We start from the raw sequence: 24,348 nt of genomic DNA on the forward strand, positions 1-24,348 counted from the left end.
AAGCGGTTCCCGGCCTGCTTGGGGTGGGGGCTGCTGCGGGAGGAGCAGGATGATCCATGATGATTGAGGAAACCTTACGCTGGAGGTTTGCTATGGCCCGTACTCCCTCGACCATGTTGCCTCTGGGCACCCCTGCCCCTGACTTCAGCCTGCCCGATGTGGTGAGCGGCCAAACCATTTCCCTCTCCACCTTTGCCGACAAGCCGGCCCTGTTGGTGATGTTTATTTGCCAGCACTGCCCCTATGTGAAGCATGTGCAAGAGGAGCTGGCCCGCATTGGCAGAGATTATAAGGATCGCGGCGTCGGCATTGTAGCCATCAGCGCCAACGACGTGGAGAAATACCCCGACGACAGCCCCGAGAACCTGAAGAAGATGGCCGAGACCTTGGGCTTCACCTTCCCGTTTTGCTACGACGAAAGCCAAGAGGTGGCCAAGGCCTTCACGGCGGCCTGCACCCCCGACTTTTTCTTGTTCGACGCGGAGCGCAAGCTGGTGTACCGCGGCCAACTGGACGACAGCCGCCCCAGCCTGCCGGATGTGCCGGTGACGGGCAAAGATTTGCGGGCGGCGCTGGATAACCTGCTGGCGGGCAAGCCCATCGATCCCGACCAAAAGCCCAGCCTCGGCTGCAACATCAAGTGGAAACCCGGCAATGAGCCCGACTATTTCAAGCAAGCCTAAATTCGCCAGCAACCCTTGGGAAAGCCTGAGCCGACCGGCCAGCCAAGCCCGCCGGGCGCCTCTAGTAGGGGTGGGCTTGGGGGAATCTGCGGAAAAAGTAGCCAGGGCAGTTCCGGGTTCCTTTGTGCCAGCAGGCTGCAGGCCTTGAAGCTAGGGTTTTTGCCTGCGGCGGCGCCCAGGGTTTTCCCCTCTCCCAGGGGGCTGCGGCATCAGCCGCAAGTTCTGGGTAGCCCAGGGCGCAGAACTAACTCTGACAAACCGGAAAGGACTCCAAAGGCAAGCTGTAGCCGCGGGGAGAATCTCAACATCCTCGATGAATCCAGAGATAACCTCGGGTTAATCTTCCTGGGGTAGTTTAGCGATGGCTGACTCTTGCCAAAGGCAAAAATTGCAGGGGGCGAAGGTCGAAGTGGATTTTCACTGTCGCGATCTGGACGCGATCTGAAATCCGAAAATGCCTTTGCCTTTGGCAAGTTGGTAGCGGAGTCCAGGTCAAGCTCTCAAGCGAGGGAAAACGATGAAGCGTCCTCTACCTTTGTTGGCGGTACTCTGGAGCCTGGTTTTTGCCCAGCCCCTTGGGTGGGGATCCCTGAACCCAGCCTGGGCCAAGCCGTCCGGCACCTTGCGTTTGTACACTTCCCAACCCGATGCAGATGCTCAGAAAACCGTGGCTGCGTTTCGGGAAGTTTATCCAGAGGTTTCGGTGGAGATCTTTCGCTCCGGCACCGAGGAGGTGATCAGCCGCTTTTTGCTGGAAGCCGAAAAGGGTAGTCCCCAGGCTGATGTGCTGCTGGTGGCCGATGCGCCTACTTTTGAGTTGCTGAAATCCCGCAATTTGCTGGAGCCCTACTGCAGCCCTGAAGCCAAGGCCATCGCCGCCACCTACTACGATCCAGACTGCCACTATTTCGGCACCAAGATCCTGGCCACGGTGATCGTTTACAACACGGCCAAAGCCCAGCCCGTGGATAGCTGGGCGGCCCTAGCCCAGGTTCCGGAAGGCCAACTGGTGATGCCCAGCCCCACCTATTCGGGTGCTGCCGCCTACAATTTGGGGGTGATCACACGCACCCCCGGCCTGGGCTGGGAGTGGTACGAAGCCCTGAAAAAGAACAAAACGGTGCTGGTGCAGGGCAATGGCGCTGTCGCCCGCAACGTCGCCAGTGGCGAACAGAGCTACGGCATGGTGGTGGACTTTCTTGCCATTCGCAGCCGCAACGAGGGATCCCCAGTGGAGGTGGTCTATCCCAAGGAGGGTGTGCCATTGATTACAGAGCCGGTGGGAATTGTAAAAGGAACGCCCAACCTGGAAGCTGCCCAGGCTTTTGTGGACTTCTTGCTGTCTCAGAAGGGGCAGGAGGTTGCTGCAGGGATGGGCTATATGCCACTGCGGCAGGATGTCACACCTCCGAAAGGGTTCCCCGCCTTGAGCGAGCTGAAGATCTTAAGCGTGCCGGCGACGGAGTTGGCCGAGAGCCGCGAGGCCGACAAGGCTCGCTTTGCCAAGTTGTTTGGGGAATAGGTTGACATCAAGCTGGCCAGACGCTGGCCAAGTCTTGCGGTGGAAGGACTTGAGCAAAGGGTTGAGGCACCCCATTATCCCCTGGCTGGTGGCTGTAGCCGCCCTTGTGACTCTGACCCACGTCTATCCCCTCTGGAGGCTGCTGCAGCGGGCCTTGGGCGGCGAAGGTGAGAACATCCGCTGGTTGCTGGAAACGCCTCGCGTCCATCTGGCGCTACGCCATAGCCTTTGGGTGTCCGCGGCCTCAGCGGCGCTGGCTCTTGGGGCCGCTCTGCTGCTGGCGGTGCTCACCACCCAGACGGATCTGCCGGGCCGCGGGATCCTACGGCTGCTCTTTTTGTCTCCTCTGGTGATTCCGCCCCAGGTTTTGGCCTTGGCCTGGATCCAATGGGCCGGGCCGGTGGGCTATTTGCAGCAGGGGCTGCGCTGGATTTTGGGGGGTCAGGGATCCCTGTGGAGCCTCTACACGCCGGGGGGGATCATCCTGCTGCTGGCTCTTTTTGTGCTGCCAATTGCCTACCTGACGCTGGTGGCGGGCTTGAGCCGGCTCTCCAAGCAAGCTCAGGAGGCGGCCCAACTGGATGGGGCCAACCTGCTGCAGGTTTGGCTCTTCATCACGCTGCCCCTGTTGCGGCCCTCTGTGGCGGCAGCAGCGGCGCTGGCCTTCTTGGGGGCCTGGGGCAATTTCGGGATCCCGGCCTTGCTGGGGATCCCAGGACGCTACCTGACTTTGCCCACCCTGCTGTACCAAGAGGTGATCAACTTCGGCGGGGATGGGTTTGGGCGCAGCGCGGCGCTGGCGTTGCTCTTTGGCCTGCCGGCCCTCTTCTTTTTGGCCTGGTCACAGCAGCCTCAGGCGGGGCTGGATCCGGGCGAGGCCCCTCCGGATCCCTATCGCTTGGGCTGGCTGGGTTGGCTGCTCAGCGGGATCCTCTTTGCCGCAGCCTTGCTGGTCATCCTTGGGCCTTTGCTGGCCATGGCTGCAACTGCCCTGCTGCGGGCCTATGGCCTGCCCTTGGTCTGGTCTAACCTGACGCTGGAGCATTTCCGGCTGGTTCTGTTTGAGCTGGAGCGGGTCCGCCGCGCCACGCTGCACAGTTTGGGTTTGGCGGGAGGAGCAGCGCTGCTCTGCAGCGGGATGGCGACGATCTTGGGCTACGCCCTGACCCGGCTGAAAGCACGGCTGCTGGCGCTGCTCAGCTTCATTGTGGACTTGCCCTATGCCCTGCCGGGCCTGATTTTTGCGTTGTCCCTCATTTTGGTGTGGTTGCCCCCTCCCCTGCCGGGGCTGAGCCTCTACGGCACCCTGTGGCTGATCCTGATGGCCTACTTGGGGCGGTTCTTGGCCCTGGCGCTGCAACCGATGCAAGCTGCTTGGCGCAGCCTGGACACCAGCCTGGAGGAGGCGGCCAGCATCGACGGGGCCTCCCTGCTGCAAACTTTTCGCTACATCCTGCTGCCCCTGCTGGCACCGGCCTTGACAGCAGCGGTGTTGCTGGTGTTTTTGCAATCTTTTGCCGAGCTGACCCTCTCCGCCCTCTTGGTCACCTCCCGCTCAGAAACCTTTGGGTGGCTCATCTTTGGCTTGCAACAGGGGGGCTACACCCACCAGGCAGCAGCTCTGAGCACCCTGCTGGTACTCGTTCTCTTTGGCTTGGCTGCCGGGATCCAGGCGCTGCGGCGGCAGGTTGGGCAGCCTTAAGCAGGGGATCCCACCAGATCCTTCACGGATGGGGGTCGATGGTGGTGGTGCGACGGATGGGTTGCCCCTTCAGGATCCCCGGTTTATAACCTGCTCTTAATGTCGCTGCGCTAGTATCAGTCCTGCCCTTAGTGGATGCGACTGCATTTTATGAATACCCGTCGGACTTTCCTGGCTGCTCTGGCCGGCCTGGCGGCTGCCGCTGGTGCTGCCTTCCTGGCTGCTGACAGCTTTGCCCAGTCTCCTGCCAACGTCAAAGTTTGGATTGCCTTTACCGATAACCGTCTCGATTGGGCCCGTCAAAAGGCGGCAGAGTTCAACAAGCAATTTCCTCAATACAATGTAACTGTTGAGGGCTACGGCAACTACGAAGAAATTCAACAGGCCACCGACCTCGCTATTCAACAAAAAGCCGCTCCGGCAGTGGTGCAGTGGTTTGAGGTGGGCACCCAACGGGCACGGGATTTCGGCTACTTCAAGTCCATCGCCGAGGCGCTGGGCAACCGCACCGAAGTGAACGGGATCCCGGTGAACTTCGAGGATTTTATCGAGCCGGTGGTGAGCTACTACACCCTGGATGGCAAGTTCACCTCCATGCCCTGGAACAGCTCCAGCCCCATCCTCTACTCCAACACCGCCATTTTGAAGAAGGCCGGGATCGAGAAGCCGCCGGCCACCTGGCAGGAGCTAGAAGCCGCCTGTGAGAAGATCATGGCGCTTCCCGACGCTCCCCAGGGGTGCGTCACCTGGCCCAACCACGGCTGGTTTTACGAGCAGTGGATGGCGCAGCAAGATGCTCTCTTGGCCAACAACGAAAATGGCCGTGCCGCCCGGGCCACCCAGGTCTTTTTGGACTCGCAGCCCTCGGTGGCTATCGCCACCTGGTGGAAAGGGATGTATGACAAAGGCTACTACATCTACAGCGGCAAGCAGCGCGATTGGGCGGCCACGGAGCAAGCCATCCAAACCGGCACCGTCGCCATGGCCATCACCAGCAGCGCCGACGCGGCCAACATCACCAACGCCGCCAAGCAGAACAACATCGAGCTGGTCACCACCCGCATGCCCTACAACGCCGACAAGGGTTGGACGGGGAACTTGATCGGGGGCGCCAGCCTTTGGTTGGTGAAGGGTCTGCCCAAAGAGGTGGAAGAGGGGGCGCTGACCTTCATGTTGTGGCTGAATAACACCGAAAATGCTGCCGAATGGCACCAAGTGACCGGCTATCTGCCCATTCGCAAAAGCTCGGTAGCCTTGCTGGAGTCGCAGGGCTGGTTCAAGGAAAACCCCAACTTCTTCACTGCTATCGACCAAATCAACAACTCCAAGGTCACTCCTGCCACCCGTGGGGCGTTGCTGGGAGCCTTTCCTGAGATTCGCAATGTGGTAACCCAGACCATGGAAGATCTCATGCTCAAGGGCGGGGATCCGGCCCAAGCCATGGCCAGGGCCAACGAGACTGCCAACCGGCTTCTGGCCGAGTACAACTCCCTCTATCAGTAATTGGTCAGGAGCTGGGCTACAGCAAAGCAAAATCTGAGGATGGGGGGTGGGCGGCGGCCTGCCCCTTTTTGGCTTTTGCAAGGTTGGATGGGAGAGAGAACATGGGGAAATGGATCCAAGTGCTGCTGCCGCTGCTGGCGGGGTTGTCGGGGGCCCTCTGGGTGGGATCCCGTTTTCGGCGCATCGAGCGGCCTGTGCTGCTGGGGGCGGCTCTGGGGGGGCTGGCAGGAGGGTTGGGATCCCTGATCTTCATGGTGCCGCTGGATTTTTGCACCTTTGAGCCGGAGCGCAAGGCCATCGACCTCGCTTTTGGCGTGGGGTTGGTGCTGGCGGGCATGGCCATCCCCCTCTGGCCGCTGCTGGCCTGGATCCGCAAGGAGCGGGAGCGCCGCCTGGGGATCCCCAGTGCAGCTCCCCAAGAGAGGGGTATCTTCAAGCAGGGGTGGCTGGCCTGGCTGCTCTTGTTGCCCACCTTCGCCATTTTGGTGGTGTTTCTCTACTATCCAGGGCTGGATACCCTGCGCCTCTCCACCCTGCTCACCTTTGTGGGCGCGCCGCGCAGCCGCTTCGTCTGTGTGGACAACTTTACCGCTCTGCTGACGGATGCCACCTATCTGCGCAGCCTGGGGATTACCTTCGCCATTTCGGCGGCCATCGTGGTGTTGGGGCTGAGCGGATCCCTGTTGATTGCCACGCTGGCCTACCAGCCCATCCGCGGGGCGGCAATCTATCGCATCTTGCTGATCTGGCCCTACGCCATTTCGCCAGCAGTGGCCGGTATCATCTTTTTCATTATCTTCAACCCCTTGGGCGGCGTAGCCAACTACTTGCTGGGGTTAGTAGGGATCCCACGTTTGAACTGGCTGAGCGATCCCAATTTAGCCCCTTGGGTGGTGATCTTTGCCAGCGTTTGGAAGCAAATGGGCTACAACATTTTGTTTTATCTGGCTGGGCTGCAAAACCTGCCTAAAGATTTGCAGGAGGCGGCTGCCATCGATGGGGCGGGGGCCCTTCGCCGCTTCTTTTCCATCACTCTACCGCTGCTTTCCCCCATCACCTTCTTTTTGGTGATCACCAACATGACCTACGCCTTTTTCGATATTTTCGGCACCATTGATTTGCTGACTGCCGGCGGCCCTTCCGGATCCACCTCGGTGTTGATGTACGAGATCTACAAGATTGGCGTATCGTCAGGCAATTTGGGCAGGGCAGCCGCCCAATCCATTGTGCTCTTCTTAATTGTGGTGGGCCTGACGATCCTGCAATTCCGCACCACCGAGCGGAATGTAACGTATGGGGGATAACGGGGCTGGGGGAGAGAGCAAAATCTAGGATTCGTCAGCTTCCGACGGCTTAGAAGGGTCAGACAACTCGCGCCATTGCTTGAAAACATTGCCTAGGTTGCGGCGGAACTCGTCAATCCCCAGCAGGGATCCCGGCTCTGGATCCCAAGAAGCCGAGAACACGCCGTAGCTAATGCCCAAAAAGCCAAGGCCGAAAAAGGCCAGCGACTCCACCAAAGTAAAGTAGGGGGGCAGGGCTATCACATGGTTGGTTAAGAGATAGTAATTGACAAAAAAGCTGCTCAAGCCAAGGCCAGAAGGGATCCCGGAAAAGACCAAGATCCGCCGCACCATACGCCGGCTGACCTCAGGGGGAATGACAGCAACCGGCTCTCTTTGGGTCGGTTGCGTCTCCACCTGAGCAGGGGTAGAGCTGGAGCGGCGGCGGGAGGCTTTGGAATAGCGGCTGGACTTGCCCACGAAGGTAGCTCTCCGACAGTGATTTAGCTAGCTGCCTACTTTTTCACCCGAATGTTCAACCGTTCGGCCAGCTCCCGGAAGCGGTCGGGAGAACGTTTGGCAATGTAGTTGAGCAGCCGCTTACGCCGACCGATCATCATCATTAGGCCGCGGCGCGAGTTGAAATCTTTCGGGTTTTTCTGAAGGTGCTGCGAGAGTTGGTTGATACGGCTGGTTAGAAGAGCAACTTGTACCTCGGCAGAGCCGGTGTCAGTGTCGTGAAGTCGGTAGGTCTCGATAATCTCCTGCTTCTCTTGCTGCAGTAAGGCCATAAGTTCACAAAAACTGGATGCACTGCCTCAGAATGATAACATCGGCTTTTCGTCCTTTGCTATAGCCGGGTTAGGGGGAGAAAAGGAGATGACGACAACTTCTGGGGATCTGCCGGCCTTGCTGGAGCTGTTGAGCTCTCAGAACTTGGGGGATCGGCTGCGCGCCGTCAACAAGGCCAGAGAGCTCCCCGCGACCGAAGCCTTGACGCTGTTGCAGCGAGCTGTAACCGACGAGAATGCCCGCGTCCGCTATGCCGCCATTAGCCAATTGGGCACGCTCTCCGGCGCAGGTGTCGACCCGGCTGCCCTTTTGCCGATTCTGCGACAGTTTTTGCGAGAGGACCCCGAGTTCGATGTGCGGGCTGCCGCCGCCGCCGCCCTGGGGGATCTGAAGCAGCCACAGGCCCTAGACGATCTGCTAGAGGCTTACCGGCGAGAGACGGAGTGGCTGGTGCGCTTTAGCATTGTCGCCGCGCTGGGCGAGCTGGGCAACCCCGCCGCCTTCGACACCCTAGTGCAGGTTTTACAGGAAGGAGACGAGCTGCTAACAACAGCCGCTGCCGCTGCCCTGGGAGATCTAGGGGATCCGCGGGCCATCCCCCATTTGGAGCCCCTCATCGATTCGGACGATTGGCAGTTGCGCTACCGCGTCTGCATTGCTCTAGCCCAGCTCGGCACCGAAGCCGCCCGCCCCGGCCTAACCCGGCTGGCCCAGGATCCCCAAGAGCAGGTGGCCGCCCACGCCCGCACCGCCCTGGCATCTCTGTAGGCAGCAAGACCACCAAAGCTTGCCTCTCCACCGCCCAGACCGGCCTCCCTCCTCAAGAGAGGCGAGCTAGCTCATGGCATTGATGATGTAGTCGAAATAGGGGGCAGCCTCGGCGGCGGAGTCCGGATCCAGCAGGCTGAGGGCTGCTTCCTTCAAGAACACGATCGCATCGATCATACCGGCAATGGGCACGTTGAGGGCATTGTACATCTCCCGCACCCCTATCAAGCCGATGGACTCGATCGGCTCTTTGCTGCCGGCAATGATGCCATAGGTCACCAGGCGGAGATACCAGTCGTAGTCCCGCAGGCACTGGTTATAGCGCTTTTCGCCGTAGGCATTGCCGCCGGGTTGTATGTATTCGGGTCGCTTGGCAAATAGCTGCTTCTGCGCCTGATCGATAATGCGTTTTTTGTTCTCAGTTAACACCTGAGCGATCTGCAAACGCTTCTCGCCGCTGCTCATGTAATCTTTGATAGCTTGCAGTTCGCTGACGGAGAGATAGCGCAGTTGGTCGTCCGCGGTCTCGATGATCTGGTTGATCACGCTCACGGTAGGAATTCTCCTGTTTGCTAACTTGCTTTCAATTCAATTTGTTCACCAATCCGGCACCCATCCCGCAAGCCAAAGCTCGGCTCAGGAGATGAGAATATGGCCCAGAAAGCCAGCCTTGCCGCTTGCTCTCAGTTTAGGATAGGGCGAGCTTTCCCTCAAGCACCCACCCTGCGGGGCAGCGACCTCAGATGCGCCCCCGCAGCCATTGGGCCATCTCGTTGCGCCGCGGAGCCGCCTCCAGACACACCTCCTCTGTAATGCGCCCCTCTTGGTAGAGCCGAAACAGCGACTGGTTCATGGTACACATCCCCTCGTAGGAGCCGTCGGCAATCAGCTCCTCGATCTCGTCCACGGCACCCCGTTTGATGTAGTCGCGGATGGCATCGGTGTTGCGCATAATCTCGTGGGCAGCGGTGCGCTTGCCGTCGGTGGTGCGCACCAGCGTCTGGGCAATAATTGCTACTAGAGTCTCGGCCAGTTGCAGACGCATTGGCTCCTGCTCCTCTGGCCGGTAGATCCCCAAGAGACGCTCGATGGTGCGGACGGCGCTGTTGGTGTGCAGGGTTCCAAACACCAGGTGGCCCGTCTGGCCGGCCTTGAGAGCCGTATCCACGGTTTCGCGATCCCGCATCTCCCCGATGAGGATGATGTCCGGATCTTCCCGCAGCGAAGCCTTGAGGGCGTTGGCAAACTCCAGGGTGTGGATGCCGACCTCCCGCTGCCGCACCAGCGATTTCTTACTCTGGTGGACGAACTCGATGGGATCCTCAATCGAGATGATGTGCTTAGCAAAGTTGGAGTTGATGTAGTCCACCATCGCCGCCAGGGTTGTGGACTTCCCGGAGCCGGTGGGGCCTGTCACCAGTACCAGGCCCTTGTGCTCCTCGGCAATGCGCTTGAGCACCTCCGGCGCCCGCAACTGCTCCAGCGTCAAGATCTTGAGCGGGATCAGGCGCAGCACCATGGCAGGCCCTAGCAGAGAAACAAAGCAGTTAACCCGGCAGCGCACCAAGCCCTCGTACTGGATAGCGGTATCCAGCTCCAGGCACTCCTCAAACTGGCGGATTTGGTTCTCCGGCAGGCTTTCCCGCAGCCAGCTATAGAACACCTCGGTGGTGGTGACCGGGTAGTTGCCTATCACAATTTGCCCCCGATCCCGGAAACGGGGCACCTCTCCCACCCCCAGGTGAATATCCGAGTAGCCTTTTTCGTAGGCTTCCTGCACCAGTTGGCGCAGCGTCGGTCCAGCGGGGGCAGACTTAGGAGCAGCGGCGGCCACCGGGATCCGTCCAGCAGCCGTGGGGCGAGCCGGCGGCCCAAAAGGCGGAGCAGCCGAACTGGGGCTGGGGGGAGACACCTGAGGCCGGGCAGCAGGAGCTGGAGGGGGCGGAGACATCTGCGGGGGAGTGGCAGGGCCCGGCATGGGCACCGGCGTCTGCGGGGGGGCGACGGCCACATCTGGGGGGACGGGCCGGCCCAAGATGGGCTTGGGGGCGCTGGGGACAGGACGGGATCCGCTCCCGACAGGGGGAGGAGCAGCCCTGCCCAGCACCGGATCTAGCTGGGTTGGGGGTTCTGCCGAGGGCGCTTGCGCGGCCGCACGCGCGGGGCGCTGGATAACAGGCGGGGTCGGCGGCTTCCAACCGGAGTCTAAGTCGGTGGGAAATTGATTTTCGGGGCTAACCTCGCTCATAACAGGCCTCGCTTCTGGCAGGATCTGCGTCGATTTTAAGCTAGTATGCCCAGCCAGAGCAGAGGATTAGCTTTCTTGCCGGCAAAGCGCCGCGGCATCCTTAAAGGTTGGACGGGTGGCGAATGAGGCTCAAAAACTCCTCCCGCGTGCGGGGATCCTCCTGGAACACCCCCACCATCGAGCTGGTGACCGTCCAAGAGCCCGGCTTTTGCACCCCCCGCATCACCATGCACATGTGGGTAGCCTCGATAACCACCCCCACCCCATAGGGATCCAGCATGGTCATCAAAGCTTCCGCGATCTGGCGGGTAAGGCGCTCCTGAACCTGCAGGCGGCGGGAGTACATCTCGACAATGCGGGCGATCTTGCTCAGGCCCACCACCTTTTGGCGGGGGATGTAGGCAACATGGGCCTTGCCGATAAAGGGCAAGAGGTGGTGCTCGCAGAGGCTGAACAAAGTAATATCCCGCAGCAGCACCATCTCGTCGTGGCCCTCGTCGAAGATGGCGCCGTTGATGAGATCTTCCAGGGACTGCCGATAGCCGCTGGTCAAAAATTTCAGGGCGGCCACCACCCGCTCCGGCGTTTTCTTGAGGCCCTCCCGCTGCGGCTCCTCCCCAATTCCCCGCAGCAACGTCTCCACTGCCGCTACCATCGCCGGATCCAGGCTCTCTGAGCCCTCGGGCCCTTGCCCCGCCGCATGGGACAGATCTCGGACAAGGCGAGACTTCAGGTTGGCTTTGTCGTTGAGTCGAAACTCGGCACCGGATCCAGGCTTGGCAAGAGTCATAGCAGGATATTCCTTGGGTTGAACGAAGGGTTGAAGGAACTTGTCGAGGGAGGCGGTGCAGGCAGATCTCCTCAAAAGCTCAGTCACAAAGGCCGTTACAGGAAAAGCCAGCTCCAGCCCGGCCTAAAAGGCCCCTGCTGCCGGCATGAGGGTCAGATCTTCCACCACGGCACCCTTGGGCAGGCGAACGATGTGGGCAATCAAGTCCGCCACCCACTCCGGCGAGAGCATTTTGGAACGGTCGAAATCGACCTGAACTGTATCCCAAAGAGGTGTATCCACAGCTCCGGGACACAGGCTGATCACCCGAATGCCATGCTGCCGTTCCTCTGCGGCCAGGGCTTGAGAAAAGCCCAGCAGGCCAAACTTACTGGCGCAGTAAGCCCCCCAATTGGGAAAGGCTCGCTTGCCCGCAATGGAGATAATGTTGACAATCGTGCCGCAGCGCTGCCGGCGCATCGCCGGCAGGACGGCTTGGGCACAGAGAAAAGCTGCCGTCAGGTTCAAGTCGATCACCCGCTGCCAATCGGACAAAGATAAGGTGGCCAAAGGCCCGACATGGGCTATGCCGGCGTTATTGACCAAGACATCACAAACACCAAATTGATCCAGGAGAGCCTGCAACCGCTGCGGCAGGGCTCTTAAGTCGGCCAAGTCGATGGGAAAAACCTCCGCCTTTCCTCCCTTTGCCTGGATCTCCGCCTGTACCCCCAGCAAATCGGGATGGGAACGGGCCACCAGAGCAACTGCCACCCCCTGCCGAGCTAGGGCTAGGGCCACTGCTTTGCCGATCCCTCGACTGGCCCCCGTAATCAGGGCACGTTCGGGAAACTGGGTCTCAAAACTCATCCACAATAAAACTCTGGGATGCGCCGTCGAGAATAAGCGCCACCAGAGCCTGGGAAACTTCGTTAACCCAGTGTAACACTAATTCCTGCCTGCCCCTCCAAGCAAACAGGAAAGACTGGCATCGATCCCTCTCCGCCGCCCTCTAGCTGACTGGCGTCGGGCCGGGAAGGATCTGAGGTATGGTAGTCTGGTAAAGATAGTGAAAATCTTTTGCAACAACGATCATGGCCGAGTTTTTGATTTCCTCGACGTCCACCGCTGCCCGGACGGACTCTCCCTACATTCTTGAGGTTGAGCACATCAGCAAGGGGTTTCCCGGCCAGCGGCAGTTGGTTTTGCAGGAAGTGGCGTTTCGCCTGCCCCAGGGAGACATTCTGGGGATTGTCGGCCCATCGGGCTGTGGGAAGACCACTTTATTGCGCACCATTGCCGGCTTTGAGCAGCCAGACAGCGGGCGGATCCTGCTGGGGGGGCGAGTGGTGGCCGGGGAGGGGCAGTGGATCCCACCGGAGCGGCGGGGGGTGGGGCTGGTGTTTCAGGATTTTGCCCTGTTTCCCCACTTGGATGTGTTGGCCAATGTGATGTTTGGCCTCCGGCCCACTGCCCTGTTCGCGTCGGCAGCGGGGGGCGGCAGTCGCTCCTCCTCGGCTGAGGTGGGAGGCGCTGCCCAACAGGCGCGGGAACGGGCTGACGAGGTGTTGCGGTTGGTGGGTCTAGAGGACTACGCCCACCGCTATCCTCATGAACTTTCAGGCGGGCAGCAGCAGCGGGTGGCCCTGGCCCGAGCTCTGGCCCCCAAGCCCAGCCTAATCCTTTTGGATGAGCCGTTGAGCAACTTGGATGTGCAGGTGCGCTACTACTTGCGGGAAGAAATCCGCAAAATCCTCAAGCAAACCCAGACCTCGGCCATTTTCGTTACCCACGACCAAGAGGAGGCTCTCTGCCTTTCCGATTGGGTGGCGGTGATGCGGGAAGGGCGTATTGAGCAATGGGGATCCCCGGAGGAAGTCTATCGGGAGCCGGCTACCCGCTTTGTGGCGGAATTCATCGCCCAGGCCAACTTTCTTCGCTGTGAGCGGCGGGAGTTCGGTTGGCAAGCTGAGGGGCTGCTGCACATCCCATTTCAGGCTTTGAGGGATCAGCCCGATCCCCATCTGCGCCAGGGAGAGCTGATGATCCGGCAGGAGGAGTTACGTCTGCATCCCAATCCCCAGGGGAGAGTTACCATTCGGGATCGACAGTTTCTGGGGCGAGAGTATCGCTATTGTCTGGTTACAGAGACGGGCAAGCAATTGCACGCCCTGGCGCGGGAAGCTTTGCCGGTGGGCACGCGGGTTCAAGTTACCGTCGAGCAGGGCCGTCTGTTTCCCATTTCGGAACCTCAGTCAGTAGCGGGATCGGGAAGCAAGAGCTTTGCCTGATGGGATCTTTGCCCTCAGCCCAGGCGCCCCACGCCGCTGCCGCGTTCCCAGGATCCTGCCTTCTCAGCCCAGACTCTACAGCCAGAGGATGGAGGGGCTATCTGTATTTGGTGTGGATCCGCTTTGTTAGACTCCGTATATAGTAGGAGGTGATGCGGGATCCCCACCCAAAACGAGGGCTTTACCCCTCGACAGGGGTTGAGCAAATGCTTTAACCTTGCCTTCTAGGGTGGCCCAGGGGGCGCTCGTCAAAAAGGGTAGAGGGGCGTAGTGTCAGCAAGGGCCAGCTTCGCCAGGCGCTGTCCCCAAAGTCCCAAGAGTGCGCCGCATGGCCAGCCTGAGCTGTGTTGAGCAAGGTGAGCTTGGTCAGCTCCTCTTGGGCAGAGGTCGTCGGTTAGTGTTTCAGGGATCTGACCCAATAGCAACGAAGACAAGGCGTGATGCCAGGAGTAGAGATGAAAATGATGCGCGGTAATGCAGTGCCGCTTTTGGGATCCCTCTGCCGCCGTAGAGCTCAGGCAGGCGGGCGGGCCGCGTTCGTAGCGGCAGTTCGCAGCACCCTCCTGCTGGGGTTGGCGGGGGTGATCTGGGGGGGAGTTCCTACTTTTGCTCAAGGGGGGCCCCTCTCGACTCAGGCAGTGGCAGCCCCCATGAGTCGTCAAGAAGTGGCGGAGCGGCTGAATCTGGTGCCGGTTTTTGCCATTGTGTCTCAGAACGGCACCCCTGTGGTCGCTAACGTAGAGCGGGAGGGTCGCACCATCCAGGTGGCTTCTTTCTGGCTGGATCAGAACCAAGCCCAGCAAGCGTTGGATCAGGTGAAAGCCAAGAACCCTGAGGTGGGCCAGCAAGCCCAGGTGGTGCCCATTCCCTTGGGCTACGCCTACGAAAAGTCGGAAGAAGAGCGGGCCAAGAATAGCAATCTGTACTTTGAGGTGGTGCCTCGGGCTGCTGATGTGGAGGCGGCCAAGCAAGTGCTGAAAGAAACGGGTCAGGAGGTGCCGCCGGAAGTGATCGGCGTGCCGCTGTTCTATGGCCGCTCGGGAGAGGGGTTGCTGACCATCGAGCAGGATGGCCAGGAGGTGGTGCCTTTCTTCTTCGACCGCAACGACCTGAAGGGGGCTTTAGACCGGGCGGCGGCGCAGAACCCCGAGGTGGTCGGCAAAACCCAGATCGAGGTCACTTCCCTGGCCATCGTGGTGGAGCGCATGTTAGCCCCTGACGCCCAGGAGGATGTGCAGAAGATCGCTTTCATTCCGCCGCGCGCGTCGCTGGAGTACGTGCAATCGTTAATTCGCTCTGCCACTCCCCAGCCTCAGCGGCGTTGACCTAGCTCCTGATGGGATCCCCCTCTGCGCTGGTGCAGCAATTGCTGGCCTGGCGTGCCCAGGCTCTGCAGGCGGCGCAAGCCGCCGGCATCCCTCCTCAGGAGGTGGAACTTCTGCTTAGGGAACGGCTGGGCTGGGGATCGTTGGAGCGCTTGCTGGGTCGGCCCCCGACGCTGCAGGGGGATCCGCTGGCGGAGGTAGAGGAGCTGTGGCGGCGCCGGCTGACAGAGCGCATCCCCCTGCAGTACCTGCTGGGAAGGGTAGAGTGGGCAGGTTTGAGCTTGCGGGTAACGCCAGCGGTGTTGATCCCGCGCCCGGAGACCGAGCTGCTGGTGGAGCAAGCCTCCCTTTGGTTGCAGTCTAACCTGCTGCCGCCGGGATCCCCTTTTGCCGACCTGGGCACCGGCAGCGGGGCCATTGCCATCGCTTTGGCCCAGGGGCATCCCCAGTTGCAGCTTCTAGCGGTGGACGTGAGCCCAGAGGCTTTGGCCGTTGCGGCAGCCAATGTGGCGGACTATCATCTGCAGGAACGGGTGAAGCTGTTACAGGGATCCTGGTTTGCGCCTTTGGATCCCTGGCGAGGTCGGCTGCGTGGCCTGGTTTCCAACCCGCCCTATATCCCCACCGGGGAGCTGGCCTACCTCATGCCCGAGGTACGGCTGCACGAGCCACGACAGGCCCTCGATGGCGGGGAAGATGGGCTGGTGCACTTGCGGCTTTTGATTCAAAAAGCACCGGATTACTTGGCCCCCAACTCCTTTTGGGCGGTGGAGGTGATGCAAGGCCAAGCCCCTTGGGTGGCGGAGCAGTTGCAGGCCAGAGGCGGCTATCAGCAGATCCAAGTCCACCGGGATTTGGCCGGAATTGAGCGGGTGGTCAGCGCCCACTTCGTCGGCTAGAAAGTTGGGAAGAAAAAGGTAGGATCCAGGAGCGCGCCGTTGTCAAACTAGCTAAAACCCAAGGCTCTCCATCCGAACGCCCTGCTTCGAACATCAACGGGATCTCCTACCTTTTGTCCGAAGTACCTCTGGAGGAAACCCTTGCCCGCAGCAAAACCCGATCCTCCCTCCCAGCAGGCCGCTGCTGCCGTCAGGCAAGAGGCGGTGGATTGGCAGTTTGCGTTTGAGCGCTCGGAGGTGATGCGCGCCTTTCAGCAGGAGCTGCTCGTCAGCATTGGCCACGAGCTGCGCAACCCCCTCAGCAGCCAGATGGGATCCCTGCAGTTGGTGCTGTCCGATCTGTGCGATTCCCGCGAAGAAGAGCGGGAGTACCTTCAAAGTGCCAAAGAAGCGGTGGAGCGCCTGATCCAGTTGCTCGAGGAGTACAGCCGCCTGGCCCGCCACGACCTGCCCATTCAACCCTTGCAACCGAAGCCGACCCGACTCCGTCCCCTCCTTCAGGATGTGTACAGCCTAACTCGCCTACAGGCCCAGGATCAGGGCATTCGCTACGAATGGCCGATCCTACAACCGCCTTCTGCCTCTGAGCTGCCCGCCCTCCCGGACAGCCTTATGGTTTGGGCGGATCCCCACGGTTTGGTGCAGGCTCTGCTGGGGGTGTGTCGCTGGGGTATTCGCACCCTACGCTATGGTTCGATGGCTCTACACCTCTATCCCATCGCAGCAGCGGAGGGGCGCCTGTGCCTGGAGTGGAATCTGGAAGGGCGGTGCCATGTGCCCATCCAAACAAAGGGTTGCGCTGCTTGGCGGGTGAGCGAACGGCTCCTGAGAGAAATGGGGGGCGATCTGGAGCTTGGCGAAAGCAGCCTCCACCGGGTTGTCATCAAGGTAATCCTGCGCCTCGCCCAGTGATTTGGATCTGGGAGATCTGAAAAGCTTAACCTTCGCGGCGCAAGGCCAGCTCAGCGCGATCCAGTTGCATCAGCACCCGCTCCACCTTCTCTGGGTCAAGAGGCCGCTTGGAGGTGCGGTAGTGGGAGGCCACGGTGTTGAACACGGTGCGCAGAGTCGTAAAGGATTGCAGCTTGTCGTAGCGATGGCCATGGTAGCGCCCTGCAAATTCTTGAATGGCCTCCATCGCTTCCACCTGCGCCTCCTCTGGATTCATCACGGGATCCGCTTCCGAGAGAACGGTGCGCAGGGTTTGGATCAGGGTCATGCTGTCTTCGTAGTACTTGCCGGTGAGGCGGGCCGCCTGAGCGCTTGCGGTCGCCCAGCCCAGCATCAGGGTGACCGAGAGGAGCAGGCCGAGAAAACGTAGAAAAAAAGGTTTCAGCATCGGAAGGTTGCCCAATGTAACTTATCTTTAAGCATAAGTCACAGCGACACCGGAAGAGGAGCCATCGAAAAGATGCTGTCCACTTTCTTCAACCACTTGCTGCCGGAGCTCGCCCGGTACAGATCCCACGCGATCATGTTGGGCATGATCTTGGGGTTTGCCTGTGCTCACAGTGGGCTGGCCCACTTGCGCCCCTGGGGGGAAGCTTGGCTGGGATCCCGTCTGTACCGCCTTCTTTTTGCGCTGGTCAGCCTCAGCTTGGCTCCGCTGTTGCTGATCTACTTTTTGAACCATCGCTACGACGGGGTGATCCTCTGGGATCTCCATGCTGTCCCCGGCATTCACACCACCGTTGTTCTTTTGTCGGCGCTCTCGTTTTTCTTTTTGTATCCGGCTACCTTCAACTTACTGGAGATTGCTGCCATTCACAAGCCGGAGATTCACCTGTTTGAGACCGGGATCATCCGCATCACCCGCCACCCCCAAATGGTGGGCCAGGTGATCTGGTGTGTGGCCCATTCCCTTTGGATTGGCTCCAGTTTTATGCTGGTCACTTCCCTGGGGCTGGTGGCCTACCACCTGTTCGCCGTCTGGCACGGGGATCACCGTCTGGAGCGGAAATACGGCCAGGCCTTCCGCGATCTCAAGGCCCGTACTTCTGTGATCCCCGGCTTGGCCATTCTGCAGCGGCGACAACACCTGCAACCGCGAGAGTTTCTGCGCTGGGCCTATCTGGGGGTGTTCAGCTTTGTTGTGATTCTTTATGCCTTTCATCCGCAAATGGTTTCTGCAGCCAGCGGGGTTGCCTGGTAGCATGATCCCAAACAACTTCTTTAGTCTGGGAGTGATGAACTTGCAAGTTGCTTTAGATGCTTTTAATCAAGAACTTTTGACAAGTGACGGGTTGGTGTTGGTGGATTTTGGTGCCCCTTGGTGTGGCCTGTGTCGCTTCATTCAGCCGATTACCGACCGTCTCGCAGCAGAGTGGGGCGGCGCGGTCAAGGTGCTGCGGGTGAATGTGGACGACAATTTTTGGCTGCCGCGCCGCTATCGGGTGCGCTCGCTGCCGACCTTAATTTTGTTTGAGAAGGGTCAAGAAGTGCAAAGGCTGGAGCACTTCGCCAGCCGCGATGATGTGCTCCGCCGCTGCGAGCAGTTGTTTCTCGCTCGCCTGCGCTATGTGGGTTCGGGTGCCTGCTCCTCCTCGCTGGACCCCCAAGCCCCGCCGCCAGGGGTGTAGAGGGTGAGCACATCGCCGGCTTTCAGGGGGCGGCTGATCTTGCTGGGCAAGGGATCCCCGTTGACGAGGTTGATCCCCAGCTGGCCAGGTTCGCCGCCTTCTTCCCCTTGCGGGGCATGGTGGCGCCGGTCGGTGAGCAGGGAGAGGGTGCAATCTTGCAAGGTCTGGATGGAGCGGATCAGCCCCCACCCGCCCCGCTGGCGGCCATGGCCGCCGGAATCTGGGCGCAACTCGTAGCGCAGCACCCGCAGGGGATACTCCAGCTCCAGGGCTTCGATGGGGGTGTTGAGGGTATTGCTCATGCCCACGTGCACCCCATCCAGGCCTGGTCGCTGCTGGCTGGCCCCCTGGCCGCCCCCCAGGGTTTCGTAGTAGGTGAAGTGGCGGTTGCCCAGCACGCAGTTGTTCATGGTGCCCTGCCCCTGGGCGATGGCACGGGATCCGGCCACCGGGGCCAGGGCTTTGAACACCACATCGGCAATGCGCTGCGAGGTTTCCACGTTGCCGGCCACCACCGCCGCCGGAAATTGGGCATTGACCAGGCAGCCGGGCGGGGCCACAATCTCGATGGGATCCTCCAGGCCGACATTGCTGGGGGCAGTGGGATCCAACAGGCAGCGCAGGGCAAAGAGCACCGCCGAGCGGGTCACGGCCAGAGGCGCGTTCAGGTTCCCCGCGGTGGCCGGGGCTGTGCCGGCGAAGTCCACCCGCAGCCTCTCCCCCTTGACCTCTACCTGCACCCGGATCTCAATGGGCTCAGGCGGATCCCCGTAGCCCTCCAGGTAGTCGCAGGCGGTGTAGATCCCATCGGGCAGAGCGCGGATCTGGGCCTGCATCCGCCGTCGGCTGTAGGCGATCACCCCGGCAATCAACTGCCAGGCCTCCTCTTCCCCGAACCGGGCCAGCAGCTCGCCAAACCGGCTCACCCCCACGGCGCTGGCCCCCACCTGGGCCTGCAAATCTCCCCGCCGCTGCTCAGGGTTGCGCACATTGGCCAGGATCAGGCGCAGCAGATCCTCCTGCCAGCGCAGCTCCCCTGTCGAGGTCATCTGGGCCAGCCGTAGCGGCGGGATCACCAGCCCCTCCTGCCAGATTTCCGTAGAGTCGGCGGGCATGGAGCCGGGGCGCATCCCCCCAATATCGGCATGGTGGGCGCGGTTCACCGCATAGGCACAGACCTGTTCTGGATCCCGCAGGCCGGGGATGGCCGTAACCACCGTGATATCCGGCAGATGGGATCCCCCCTGGTAGGGATCGTTGAGGACGAACACATCGCCGGGCCGCGGGCCGGCTGCCACCACCGCCCGCACCGCCTCCGAGAGAGCTCCCAGGTGAACTGGAATGTGGGCCGCCTGGGCAATACAGGCCCCTTGGGCGTCGAACAGGGCTGTCGAGCAATCCCGCCGTTCCTTGATGTTGGCCGAGTAAGAACCGCGGATGAGGCGCGCCCCCATCTCCTCGGCGATCCCCGCCAGCGCATTGGCCATCACCTGCAGCCGGATGGGATGGGTATCCATGCCCCTCACAGCCTGCGCCCCAGCCAAACAGCCACCCTGCGGATCCCTTGCCAAAACTGCAGACGGCGCTGCCAGCGGTCGAGGGTATGGCGATTCTCCCGCAGCCGATCCCGCAGGCGCAGCAACTCAGCCGGCGTGGGAGCCAAAGCCCGCTCAGCGGCTTCCCGCCAATCAGCCATAGCCCGCTCCGTAACCCAGAGCGCCGACCGCAGGTTCAAGAGGACAGGAATCAGGGCAAGCAAGGCTAAAAACAGCAGCCCATTGAGGCCGCAAACCGCCCAAACTGCCCACTCTGTCCCTAGTGCAGCAGTCACAGAGAGCTCAGCAAGGGATCCCTGGCAACACTCACTGCTGCTGCAGCATCAAGGGGCGCAACACACGGCCATCGCCGACCACAACCACCGTCGATAGCACTTGTCCGCCGCGCCGGAAGGTAATGGGTACCCGCTGGCCCACGGGGGTGTTTTGGATAATTTGCTGCACATGTTGCACCGAGGTGACCCGCTGCCCGTCCACCCCAATCAAAATATCCCCCTGGGCCAGACCCGCTCGTTGAGCCGGGCCATCCTGGAGCAGGCCAACCACCTGCACCCCTTGAACTCGAGGCGCAGGGCCGAACAGGCGACGGCTGATAGCGCCTTGAGCCGGCTGTCCATCCACCGCTTCGATGGCAACCCCGATGAAACCGTTGCCTACGACAGCAGGCGACACCTGAGCCCCGAAACTGTCAACCTGAACCGTGGGGCTGTAGAAGTTGTAAGCTTCACCCCCAACCGAGTCACAGGGGTAGGCCACAACAGCATCTGCCAGCAGGAGGGAGGCGGGCAGGGCGAGGGCAAGCTTGAACAGAGTGTTCGGTTTCTGCATAGTTCGAGCCTGGAAACGGCGAAGAATAACAAGTTGAGATCCGCAAAAGCATTGGGATGGATCGACCAGCCCGAGAGAGACAGCGGAACCCATCAACCGGGCAGCTTGCACCGCCCTTCCCTCAGTGATAAACCCAAAATCGCCAACTGTCGATAGGCTTGGCCGTGCTTTGGGGCTAGATCCCAAGGTTTTGCCGGCATTTCTGTAGCAATTCTTCAAGCTCTTGGGATCCTCAACCCGGCCTATCTCAGCGGCTCACAGACCAACGCAGCGATCGGTGGCCTGCAGCAGGGCGGTGCGGATCCCGGGCTCGGTGATGGAATGGCCGGCATCGGGAATGAGATGAAACTCCGCCTCTGGCCAGGCCTGGTGCAGTTCCCAGGCGGAAATGGGGGGGCAGACCACATCGTAGCGCCCCTGGACAATGACAGCCGGCAGATGGCGCAGGCGCTCCACCCCCCTGAGGAGCTGATCTTCAGGATCCAGAAAGCCGCCGTGGACGAAGTAATGGCACTCGATGCGGGCAAAGGCCTCGGCAAACTCTTCCCGGCCAAAGCGCTCGATGAGCTCAGGGCTGGGGATCAACTTGCTGGTGCTGGCCTCCCAGATGGCCCAGGCGCGGGCCGCCCTCAGGCGCACCTGGGGATCGGGGTCGTTGAGGCGGCGGTGGTAGGCTGCCAGCAGGTCATCCCGCTCGTTGGGGGGGATGGGATCCAGGTAATGTTCCCAAGCATCGGGGAACAGGTAGCTGGCCCCCGACTGGTAGAACCAGCGGATCTCAAACGAGCGCAGCAGAAAAATGCCCCGCAAGATAAACCCCAGGCAGGATTGGGGGTGGGTTTGCCCATAGGCCAAGGCGAGGGCGCTGCCCCAACTGCCCCCGAACACCCACCAGCGCTCAATGCCCAGGTGCCGGCGCAGCTTTTCGATATCGGCCACCAGATCCCAGGTGGTGTTCTCCCGCAGCTCGGCGTAGGGGCGGCTCTTGCCGCAGCCGCGTTGATCGAACAGCACCACCCGCCAGCGGCTGGGCTCGAAGTACTGCCGGTAAAGGGGATCGATGCCGCCGCCGGGCCCTCCGTGCAAAAACACCACCGGCTTCCCGTCTGGGTTGCCGCACTGCTCGTAGTAGAGGGTGTGCAGGGAAGAGACGGGGAGAAAGCCGTGATCGTAAGGCTCGATGGGCGGGTAGAGGTCGCGCTGCATAACCAGAGATTCTAAGGATCAACGGCCAGCCGCTCAAGGCCTGCGCAGGGCGATGGTGGCCTTGGGCGGGATCCCTTCCTGGAAGGTCTCGCCATCGGCGGCCACGATGACGAACTGCAGCTCTTGTCCCGGCTGGGCGCCCAGATTGCTCCAAGGAATAGCCACCTCCAAACAGGCATCCACCACCGCTTTCACTTGGTGGCTGATGGCGTGCCAGGTGTGGTACTCCCCTGCCTGCAAGAGCTGAGCCTCGACAGGGGCGGGATGCTGGCCGGTGCCGGGGGGCGGCAGCGATAGCTTCAACAGGTGGCGGTAGTGGTAGTTGAGGGGGGCTTCTGCCGGCAACCCTTGGAGGGGAATGGGGCTGTTGACGGTGACGCAGTTGGGGTAAAACCACAGCACCTGCAGTTGCTTGGGCCGCTGCACCACCGAGTTAAAATCCAGCCGCAGGTAGAGGTTGAAGTGATCGAACCCGTACCAGAGGCGGCGGACGACGCTGTTGCGGTGCATGGTGCCGCGGGCGGCGCCGATCTCCACCCGCCCGGCTTGGCTCCACTCCCGTTCGGCGGGGCGGCCGTTGATGGCCGGGTGGATAAATCCTTGCGGCAGGCGATCCCCCAGCCCATCGTGATCCTCGAGAGGGAACTGCAGCACTGCCGGCACGGCCTCTCCCAAAGCGGTGTAGAGGGCCTGCAGATGTTCCCGAAACAACTGGTCGAAAACGGCATCGTGGGCCGAGGAATGGCCCGCCCCAAACCACCAGAACCAGTCGGATCCCTCGGCGGCCCAGAGGGCTTCCCAGGCTTCGGGATTGGCGTGAGGGTGATCCTGAATGACCTGGCGGGCTTGGGCCAGGAGCTCCCAGGCGCGGTTTTTGACGGGATCCCCGATCCAAGTGGTAAAGTCAGCTTCAATCCAGGAGCCGCTGTGCAGTTGTTCGGCTGGCAGAAACTCCGTAGGGGGAAACTGGTCCAAAAACTCCGAAACCGTCACCAAGCGCAGCGCCGGGTGCTGGCTGAGGCGGGCATAGAGGTTCTCCAGGAAGGGCCGGCCATCTTGGGGGTAGTACTCCCAGCAATTTTCCCCATCTAGGGCGATGGTGACCAGCCAGGGCTGTTCCTGGGGCAGGCGGTTGCGGATGCTCTCCAGGTGGCCGATGAGATCCTTGGCGGCAGCATCGGCGGGCATGGCGCTGTAGCTGAAGCCGATCAAATCGGAGAGGCGGTGATCCCGAAAGACAATGGCCAGATCCCCTGCCTCGCTCTCCAGACGGTAGGGCCGATAGAGCTTTTCCGGCTCGAGGATATGGCCCTGCCCGTCGCGATGAAAGGGTTGGCCCAGGCTCCAGCCCAGCACGCCCTCGTCGGAGATGATCCACTCAAAACCCTGCTTTTGCACGATGGGGACAATGGCCGGGCTCACGGATTGCTCCGAAGGCCACAGACCCCGCGGCTCGCGGCCAAAGCGCTCCCGGTAGATCTGCTTGGCCCGCTCCAGTTGGCTGTGGACATCCTGCTCCCAGTGGAAGGGGTAGCGGGGCAGGGGCAAGCCGGGCCGAGCCACCCGCGCCGAGCGCTCGCTCACCAGCAGGGGCAAGATGGGATGGGTGTAGGGGCTGGTGGTCAGCTCCAGTTGGCCGCTCTCTTGCAGCTTGGCGTGCTGGGGCAAGATGGCGGCCAGGATCTGCTGCTGCTTGGCATAGATCCGCTGCCGATCCGCCAGGGTAAAGCCGGATCCCATCTTGATCCAGCCCTCGATCTCGGGATCCTCGTGGAAGAGGGGATCGAACCAGGAGAGGTTGTGCCAGGCCAGCAGGTCGCTGAAGTCTTGCGGTGTCCAGTACTGTAGGCACCAGTTGATCCCCTGCGATTCCCGCTGTTCGTAGAGCTGGCGGTAGCGGGGATAGGGCTCAATCATGGTGGGGTAATGGCTGTCGAAGAAACGCTCGACAATGAAGCGCCGCTGCTCCGGGGTCAGCTTTTCGACAGGAGATAAAGTCAGCTCCAAATAGGGATCGAAGGCGGAGCCGGCCACGTAGTCTTCGATTTGCACAATCAGAGAGGGCACCAGGTTGACCGTTTGGTGCAGGCGAGGATAGCGCTCCAGCAGCAGAACCAAGTCGAGGTAGTCTTTGATCCCGTGTAGGCGCACCCAAGGCATGCGATATTTACCCGCTATCGGACTTTTGTAGAGGGGCTGGTGTTGGTGCCAAACCAAGGCGATATGCAGCGGGTAGGTCATGGGAGGCACGGGATCCGACCATCACCCGGATACTAGCCCATCTGTCCGGCTCCCGATCGTCAGAAACTCTGGAATGTTGAACGGTGGGGATCCGCCTGGATGGTGCCCACTGCGGGAAAACCTTGTCATTCGCCGGATTTCTCAGGACAATGG

Annotated in this window: 24 protein-coding genes; 12 read left to right on the plus strand and 12 right to left on the minus strand. The window is 61.2% G+C overall.

Annotated features, from left to right (window positions below):
* Positions 1–92 precede the first annotated feature (92 nt).
* The 5 genes from NW848_RS00560 (at position 93) to NW848_RS00580 (ending at position 6,714) form a co-directional block, all read left to right on the plus strand.
* Positions 93–683 carry a thioredoxin family protein gene (locus NW848_RS00560; RefSeq protein WP_011431553.1) on the plus strand — a complete coding sequence of 197 codons (591 nt, stop codon included), beginning with the start codon at positions 93–95 and terminating at the stop codon, positions 681–683.
* 517 nt (positions 684–1,200) lie between these two features.
* The gene (locus NW848_RS00565) at positions 1,201–2,205 is read left to right on the plus strand and encodes an ABC transporter substrate-binding protein (RefSeq protein WP_414402431.1); all 1,005 of its coding nucleotides are present in this window, start codon (positions 1,201–1,203) and stop codon (positions 2,203–2,205) included.
* Between the two features lie 61 nt (positions 2,206–2,266).
* Positions 2,267–3,907 (plus strand): ABC transporter permease, encoded by a 1,641-nt coding sequence (locus tag NW848_RS00570; protein ID WP_414402432.1) that lies wholly within the window; start codon positions 2,267–2,269, stop codon positions 3,905–3,907.
* Positions 3,908–4,057: 150 nt separating this feature from the next.
* Positions 4,058–5,410, plus strand: coding sequence for an ABC transporter substrate-binding protein (locus NW848_RS00575; protein WP_414510347.1), 1,353 nt, complete (start codon positions 4,058–4,060; stop codon positions 5,408–5,410).
* A gap of 101 nt (positions 5,411–5,511) precedes the next feature.
* Complete coding sequence (locus NW848_RS00580; RefSeq protein ID WP_228375370.1) at positions 5,512–6,714, plus strand: carbohydrate ABC transporter permease; 1,203 nt, start codon at positions 5,512–5,514, stop codon at positions 6,712–6,714.
* Between the two features lie 24 nt (positions 6,715–6,738).
* Here the strand turns inward: NW848_RS00580 and NW848_RS00585 are convergent, their stop codons facing one another.
* Entirely contained in the window at positions 6,739–7,173 is a 435-nt protein-coding gene (locus NW848_RS00585) for a PAM68 family protein (RefSeq protein ID WP_011431559.1), read from the minus strand.
* Between the two features lie 35 nt (positions 7,174–7,208).
* Positions 7,209–7,484: a 30S ribosomal protein S15 gene (rpsO, locus tag NW848_RS00590; RefSeq protein WP_011431560.1), complete on the minus strand. Its 276-nt coding sequence runs from the start codon at positions 7,482–7,484 to the stop codon at positions 7,209–7,211.
* An 88-nt stretch (positions 7,485–7,572) separates the two neighbouring features.
* Here rpsO and NW848_RS00595 point away from each other — a divergent pair, with 88 nt between their 5' ends.
* Positions 7,573–8,253, plus strand: coding sequence for a HEAT repeat domain-containing protein (locus NW848_RS00595; protein ID WP_099812700.1), 681 nt, complete (start codon positions 7,573–7,575; stop codon positions 8,251–8,253).
* Positions 8,254–8,319: 66 nt separating this feature from the next.
* On the opposite strand, the gene apcD is transcribed toward NW848_RS00595, so the two are convergent.
* The 4 genes from apcD to NW848_RS00615 all read right to left on the minus strand — a co-directional run bounded on the left by apcD (position 8,320) and on the right by NW848_RS00615 (position 12,140).
* A complete protein-coding gene (gene apcD, locus NW848_RS00600) occupies positions 8,320–8,805 on the minus strand; it encodes an allophycocyanin subunit alpha-B (protein ID WP_011431562.1) in 486 nt (161 codons plus the stop codon).
* Positions 8,806–8,992: 187 nt separating this feature from the next.
* Positions 8,993–10,231, minus strand: coding sequence for a type IV pilus twitching motility protein PilT (locus tag NW848_RS00605; RefSeq protein WP_414402442.1), 1,239 nt, complete (start codon positions 10,229–10,231; stop codon positions 8,993–8,995).
* Between the two features lie 370 nt (positions 10,232–10,601).
* On the minus strand, positions 10,602–11,291 hold the full coding sequence (gene folE / locus NW848_RS00610; protein ID WP_414402434.1) for a GTP cyclohydrolase I FolE: 690 nt from the start codon (positions 11,289–11,291) through the stop codon (positions 10,602–10,604).
* 123 nt (positions 11,292–11,414) lie between these two features.
* A complete protein-coding gene (locus NW848_RS00615) occupies positions 11,415–12,140 on the minus strand; it encodes an SDR family oxidoreductase (RefSeq protein WP_414402435.1) in 726 nt (241 codons plus the stop codon).
* 224 nt (positions 12,141–12,364) lie between these two features.
* Here NW848_RS00615 and NW848_RS00620 point away from each other — a divergent pair, with 224 nt between their 5' ends.
* The 4 genes from NW848_RS00620 to NW848_RS00635 all read left to right on the plus strand — a co-directional run bounded on the left by NW848_RS00620 (position 12,365) and on the right by NW848_RS00635 (position 16,697).
* Entirely contained in the window at positions 12,365–13,561 is a 1,197-nt protein-coding gene (locus NW848_RS00620) for an ABC transporter ATP-binding protein (protein ID WP_011431566.1), read from the plus strand.
* A gap of 455 nt (positions 13,562–14,016) precedes the next feature.
* Entirely contained in the window at positions 14,017–14,886 is an 870-nt protein-coding gene (locus tag NW848_RS00625) for a Tic22 family protein (protein WP_099884443.1), read from the plus strand.
* An 11-nt stretch (positions 14,887–14,897) separates the two neighbouring features.
* The gene (gene prmC, locus NW848_RS00630; RefSeq protein WP_041438671.1) at positions 14,898–15,785 is read left to right on the plus strand and encodes a peptide chain release factor N(5)-glutamine methyltransferase; all 888 of its coding nucleotides are present in this window, start codon (positions 14,898–14,900) and stop codon (positions 15,783–15,785) included.
* A 141-nt stretch (positions 15,786–15,926) separates the two neighbouring features.
* A complete protein-coding gene (locus NW848_RS00635; protein WP_011431569.1) occupies positions 15,927–16,697 on the plus strand; it encodes a sensor histidine kinase in 771 nt (256 codons plus the stop codon).
* 25 nt (positions 16,698–16,722) lie between these two features.
* On the opposite strand, the gene psb27 is transcribed toward NW848_RS00635, so the two are convergent.
* On the minus strand, positions 16,723–17,124 hold the full coding sequence (gene psb27 / locus NW848_RS00640) for a photosystem II protein Psb27 (RefSeq protein WP_011431570.1): 402 nt from the start codon (positions 17,122–17,124) through the stop codon (positions 16,723–16,725).
* Between the two features lie 72 nt (positions 17,125–17,196).
* On the opposite strand from psb27, the gene NW848_RS00645 reads away from it, so the two are divergent.
* Together NW848_RS00645 and NW848_RS00650 are read left to right on the plus strand one after the other, a co-directional pair.
* Positions 17,197–17,937 (plus strand): NnrU family protein, encoded by a 741-nt coding sequence (locus tag NW848_RS00645; protein ID WP_049749798.1) that lies wholly within the window; start codon positions 17,197–17,199, stop codon positions 17,935–17,937.
* A 34-nt stretch (positions 17,938–17,971) separates the two neighbouring features.
* Positions 17,972–18,364: a thioredoxin family protein gene (locus NW848_RS00650; protein WP_011431572.1), complete on the plus strand. Its 393-nt coding sequence runs from the start codon at positions 17,972–17,974 to the stop codon at positions 18,362–18,364.
* On the opposite strand, the gene NW848_RS00655 is transcribed toward NW848_RS00650, so the two are convergent.
* The 5 genes from NW848_RS00655 to NW848_RS00675 form a co-directional block, all read right to left on the minus strand.
* Positions 18,301–19,881, minus strand: a complete 1,581-nt coding sequence (locus tag NW848_RS00655) for a hydantoinase B/oxoprolinase family protein (RefSeq protein WP_041439269.1) — start codon at positions 19,879–19,881, stop codon at positions 18,301–18,303. The genes NW848_RS00650 and NW848_RS00655 overlap by 64 nt on opposite strands.
* 5 nt (positions 19,882–19,886) lie before the next feature.
* The gene (locus NW848_RS00660; protein WP_099812695.1) at positions 19,887–20,195 is read right to left on the minus strand and encodes a hypothetical protein; all 309 of its coding nucleotides are present in this window, start codon (positions 20,193–20,195) and stop codon (positions 19,887–19,889) included.
* Positions 20,196–20,226: 31 nt separating this feature from the next.
* Positions 20,227–20,748: a PDZ domain-containing protein gene (locus tag NW848_RS00665; protein ID WP_240527784.1), complete on the minus strand. Its 522-nt coding sequence runs from the start codon at positions 20,746–20,748 to the stop codon at positions 20,227–20,229.
* Between the two features lie 255 nt (positions 20,749–21,003).
* Positions 21,004–21,954, minus strand: a complete 951-nt coding sequence (pip, locus tag NW848_RS00670; protein WP_011431576.1) for a prolyl aminopeptidase — start codon at positions 21,952–21,954, stop codon at positions 21,004–21,006.
* A 33-nt stretch (positions 21,955–21,987) separates the two neighbouring features.
* Entirely contained in the window at positions 21,988–24,195 is a 2,208-nt protein-coding gene (locus NW848_RS00675) for a glycoside hydrolase (protein ID WP_099812693.1), read from the minus strand.
* Positions 24,196–24,348: the final 153 nt, after the last annotated feature.

Source organism: Synechococcus sp. RC10A2 (assembly GCF_047502605.1).

Coding starts and splice junctions, on each gene's coding strand:
- NW848_RS00560 (WP_011431553.1), top strand. CDS start 93: ATGGCCCGTACTCCCTCGACCATGTTGCCTCTGGGCACCCCTGCCCCT.
- NW848_RS00565 (WP_414402431.1), top strand. CDS start 1,201: ATGAAGCGTCCTCTACCTTTGTTGGCGGTACTCTGGAGCCTGGTTTTT.
- NW848_RS00575 (WP_414510347.1), top strand. CDS start 4,058: ATGAATACCCGTCGGACTTTCCTGGCTGCTCTGGCCGGCCTGGCGGCT.
- NW848_RS00580 (WP_228375370.1), top strand. CDS start 5,512: ATGGGGAAATGGATCCAAGTGCTGCTGCCGCTGCTGGCGGGGTTGTCG.
- rpsO (WP_011431560.1), bottom strand. CDS start 7,484: ATGGCCTTACTGCAGCAAGAGAAGCAGGAGATTATCGAGACCTACCGA.
- NW848_RS00595 (WP_099812700.1), top strand. CDS start 7,573: ATGACGACAACTTCTGGGGATCTGCCGGCCTTGCTGGAGCTGTTGAGC.
- NW848_RS00605 (WP_414402442.1), bottom strand. CDS start 10,231: ATGCCGGGCCCTGCCACTCCCCCGCAGATGTCTCCGCCCCCTCCAGCT.
- folE (WP_414402434.1), bottom strand. CDS start 11,291: ATGACTCTTGCCAAGCCTGGATCCGGTGCCGAGTTTCGACTCAACGAC.
- NW848_RS00615 (WP_414402435.1), bottom strand. CDS start 12,140: ATGAGTTTTGAGACCCAGTTTCCCGAACGTGCCCTGATTACGGGGGCC.
- NW848_RS00620 (WP_011431566.1), top strand. CDS start 12,365: ATGGCCGAGTTTTTGATTTCCTCGACGTCCACCGCTGCCCGGACGGAC.
- NW848_RS00625 (WP_099884443.1), top strand. CDS start 14,017: ATGAAAATGATGCGCGGTAATGCAGTGCCGCTTTTGGGATCCCTCTGC.
- prmC (WP_041438671.1), top strand. CDS start 14,898: ATGGGATCCCCCTCTGCGCTGGTGCAGCAATTGCTGGCCTGGCGTGCC.
- psb27 (WP_011431570.1), bottom strand. CDS start 17,124: ATGCTGAAACCTTTTTTTCTACGTTTTCTCGGCCTGCTCCTCTCGGTC.
- NW848_RS00645 (WP_049749798.1), top strand. CDS start 17,197: ATGCTGTCCACTTTCTTCAACCACTTGCTGCCGGAGCTCGCCCGGTAC.
- NW848_RS00650 (WP_011431572.1), top strand. CDS start 17,972: ATGAACTTGCAAGTTGCTTTAGATGCTTTTAATCAAGAACTTTTGACA.
- NW848_RS00655 (WP_041439269.1), bottom strand. CDS start 19,881: ATGGATACCCATCCCATCCGGCTGCAGGTGATGGCCAATGCGCTGGCG.
- NW848_RS00665 (WP_240527784.1), bottom strand. CDS start 20,748: ATGCAGAAACCGAACACTCTGTTCAAGCTTGCCCTCGCCCTGCCCGCC.
- pip (WP_011431576.1), bottom strand. CDS start 21,954: ATGCAGCGCGACCTCTACCCGCCCATCGAGCCTTACGATCACGGCTTT.
- NW848_RS00675 (WP_099812693.1), bottom strand. CDS start 24,195: ATGACCTACCCGCTGCATATCGCCTTGGTTTGGCACCAACACCAGCCC.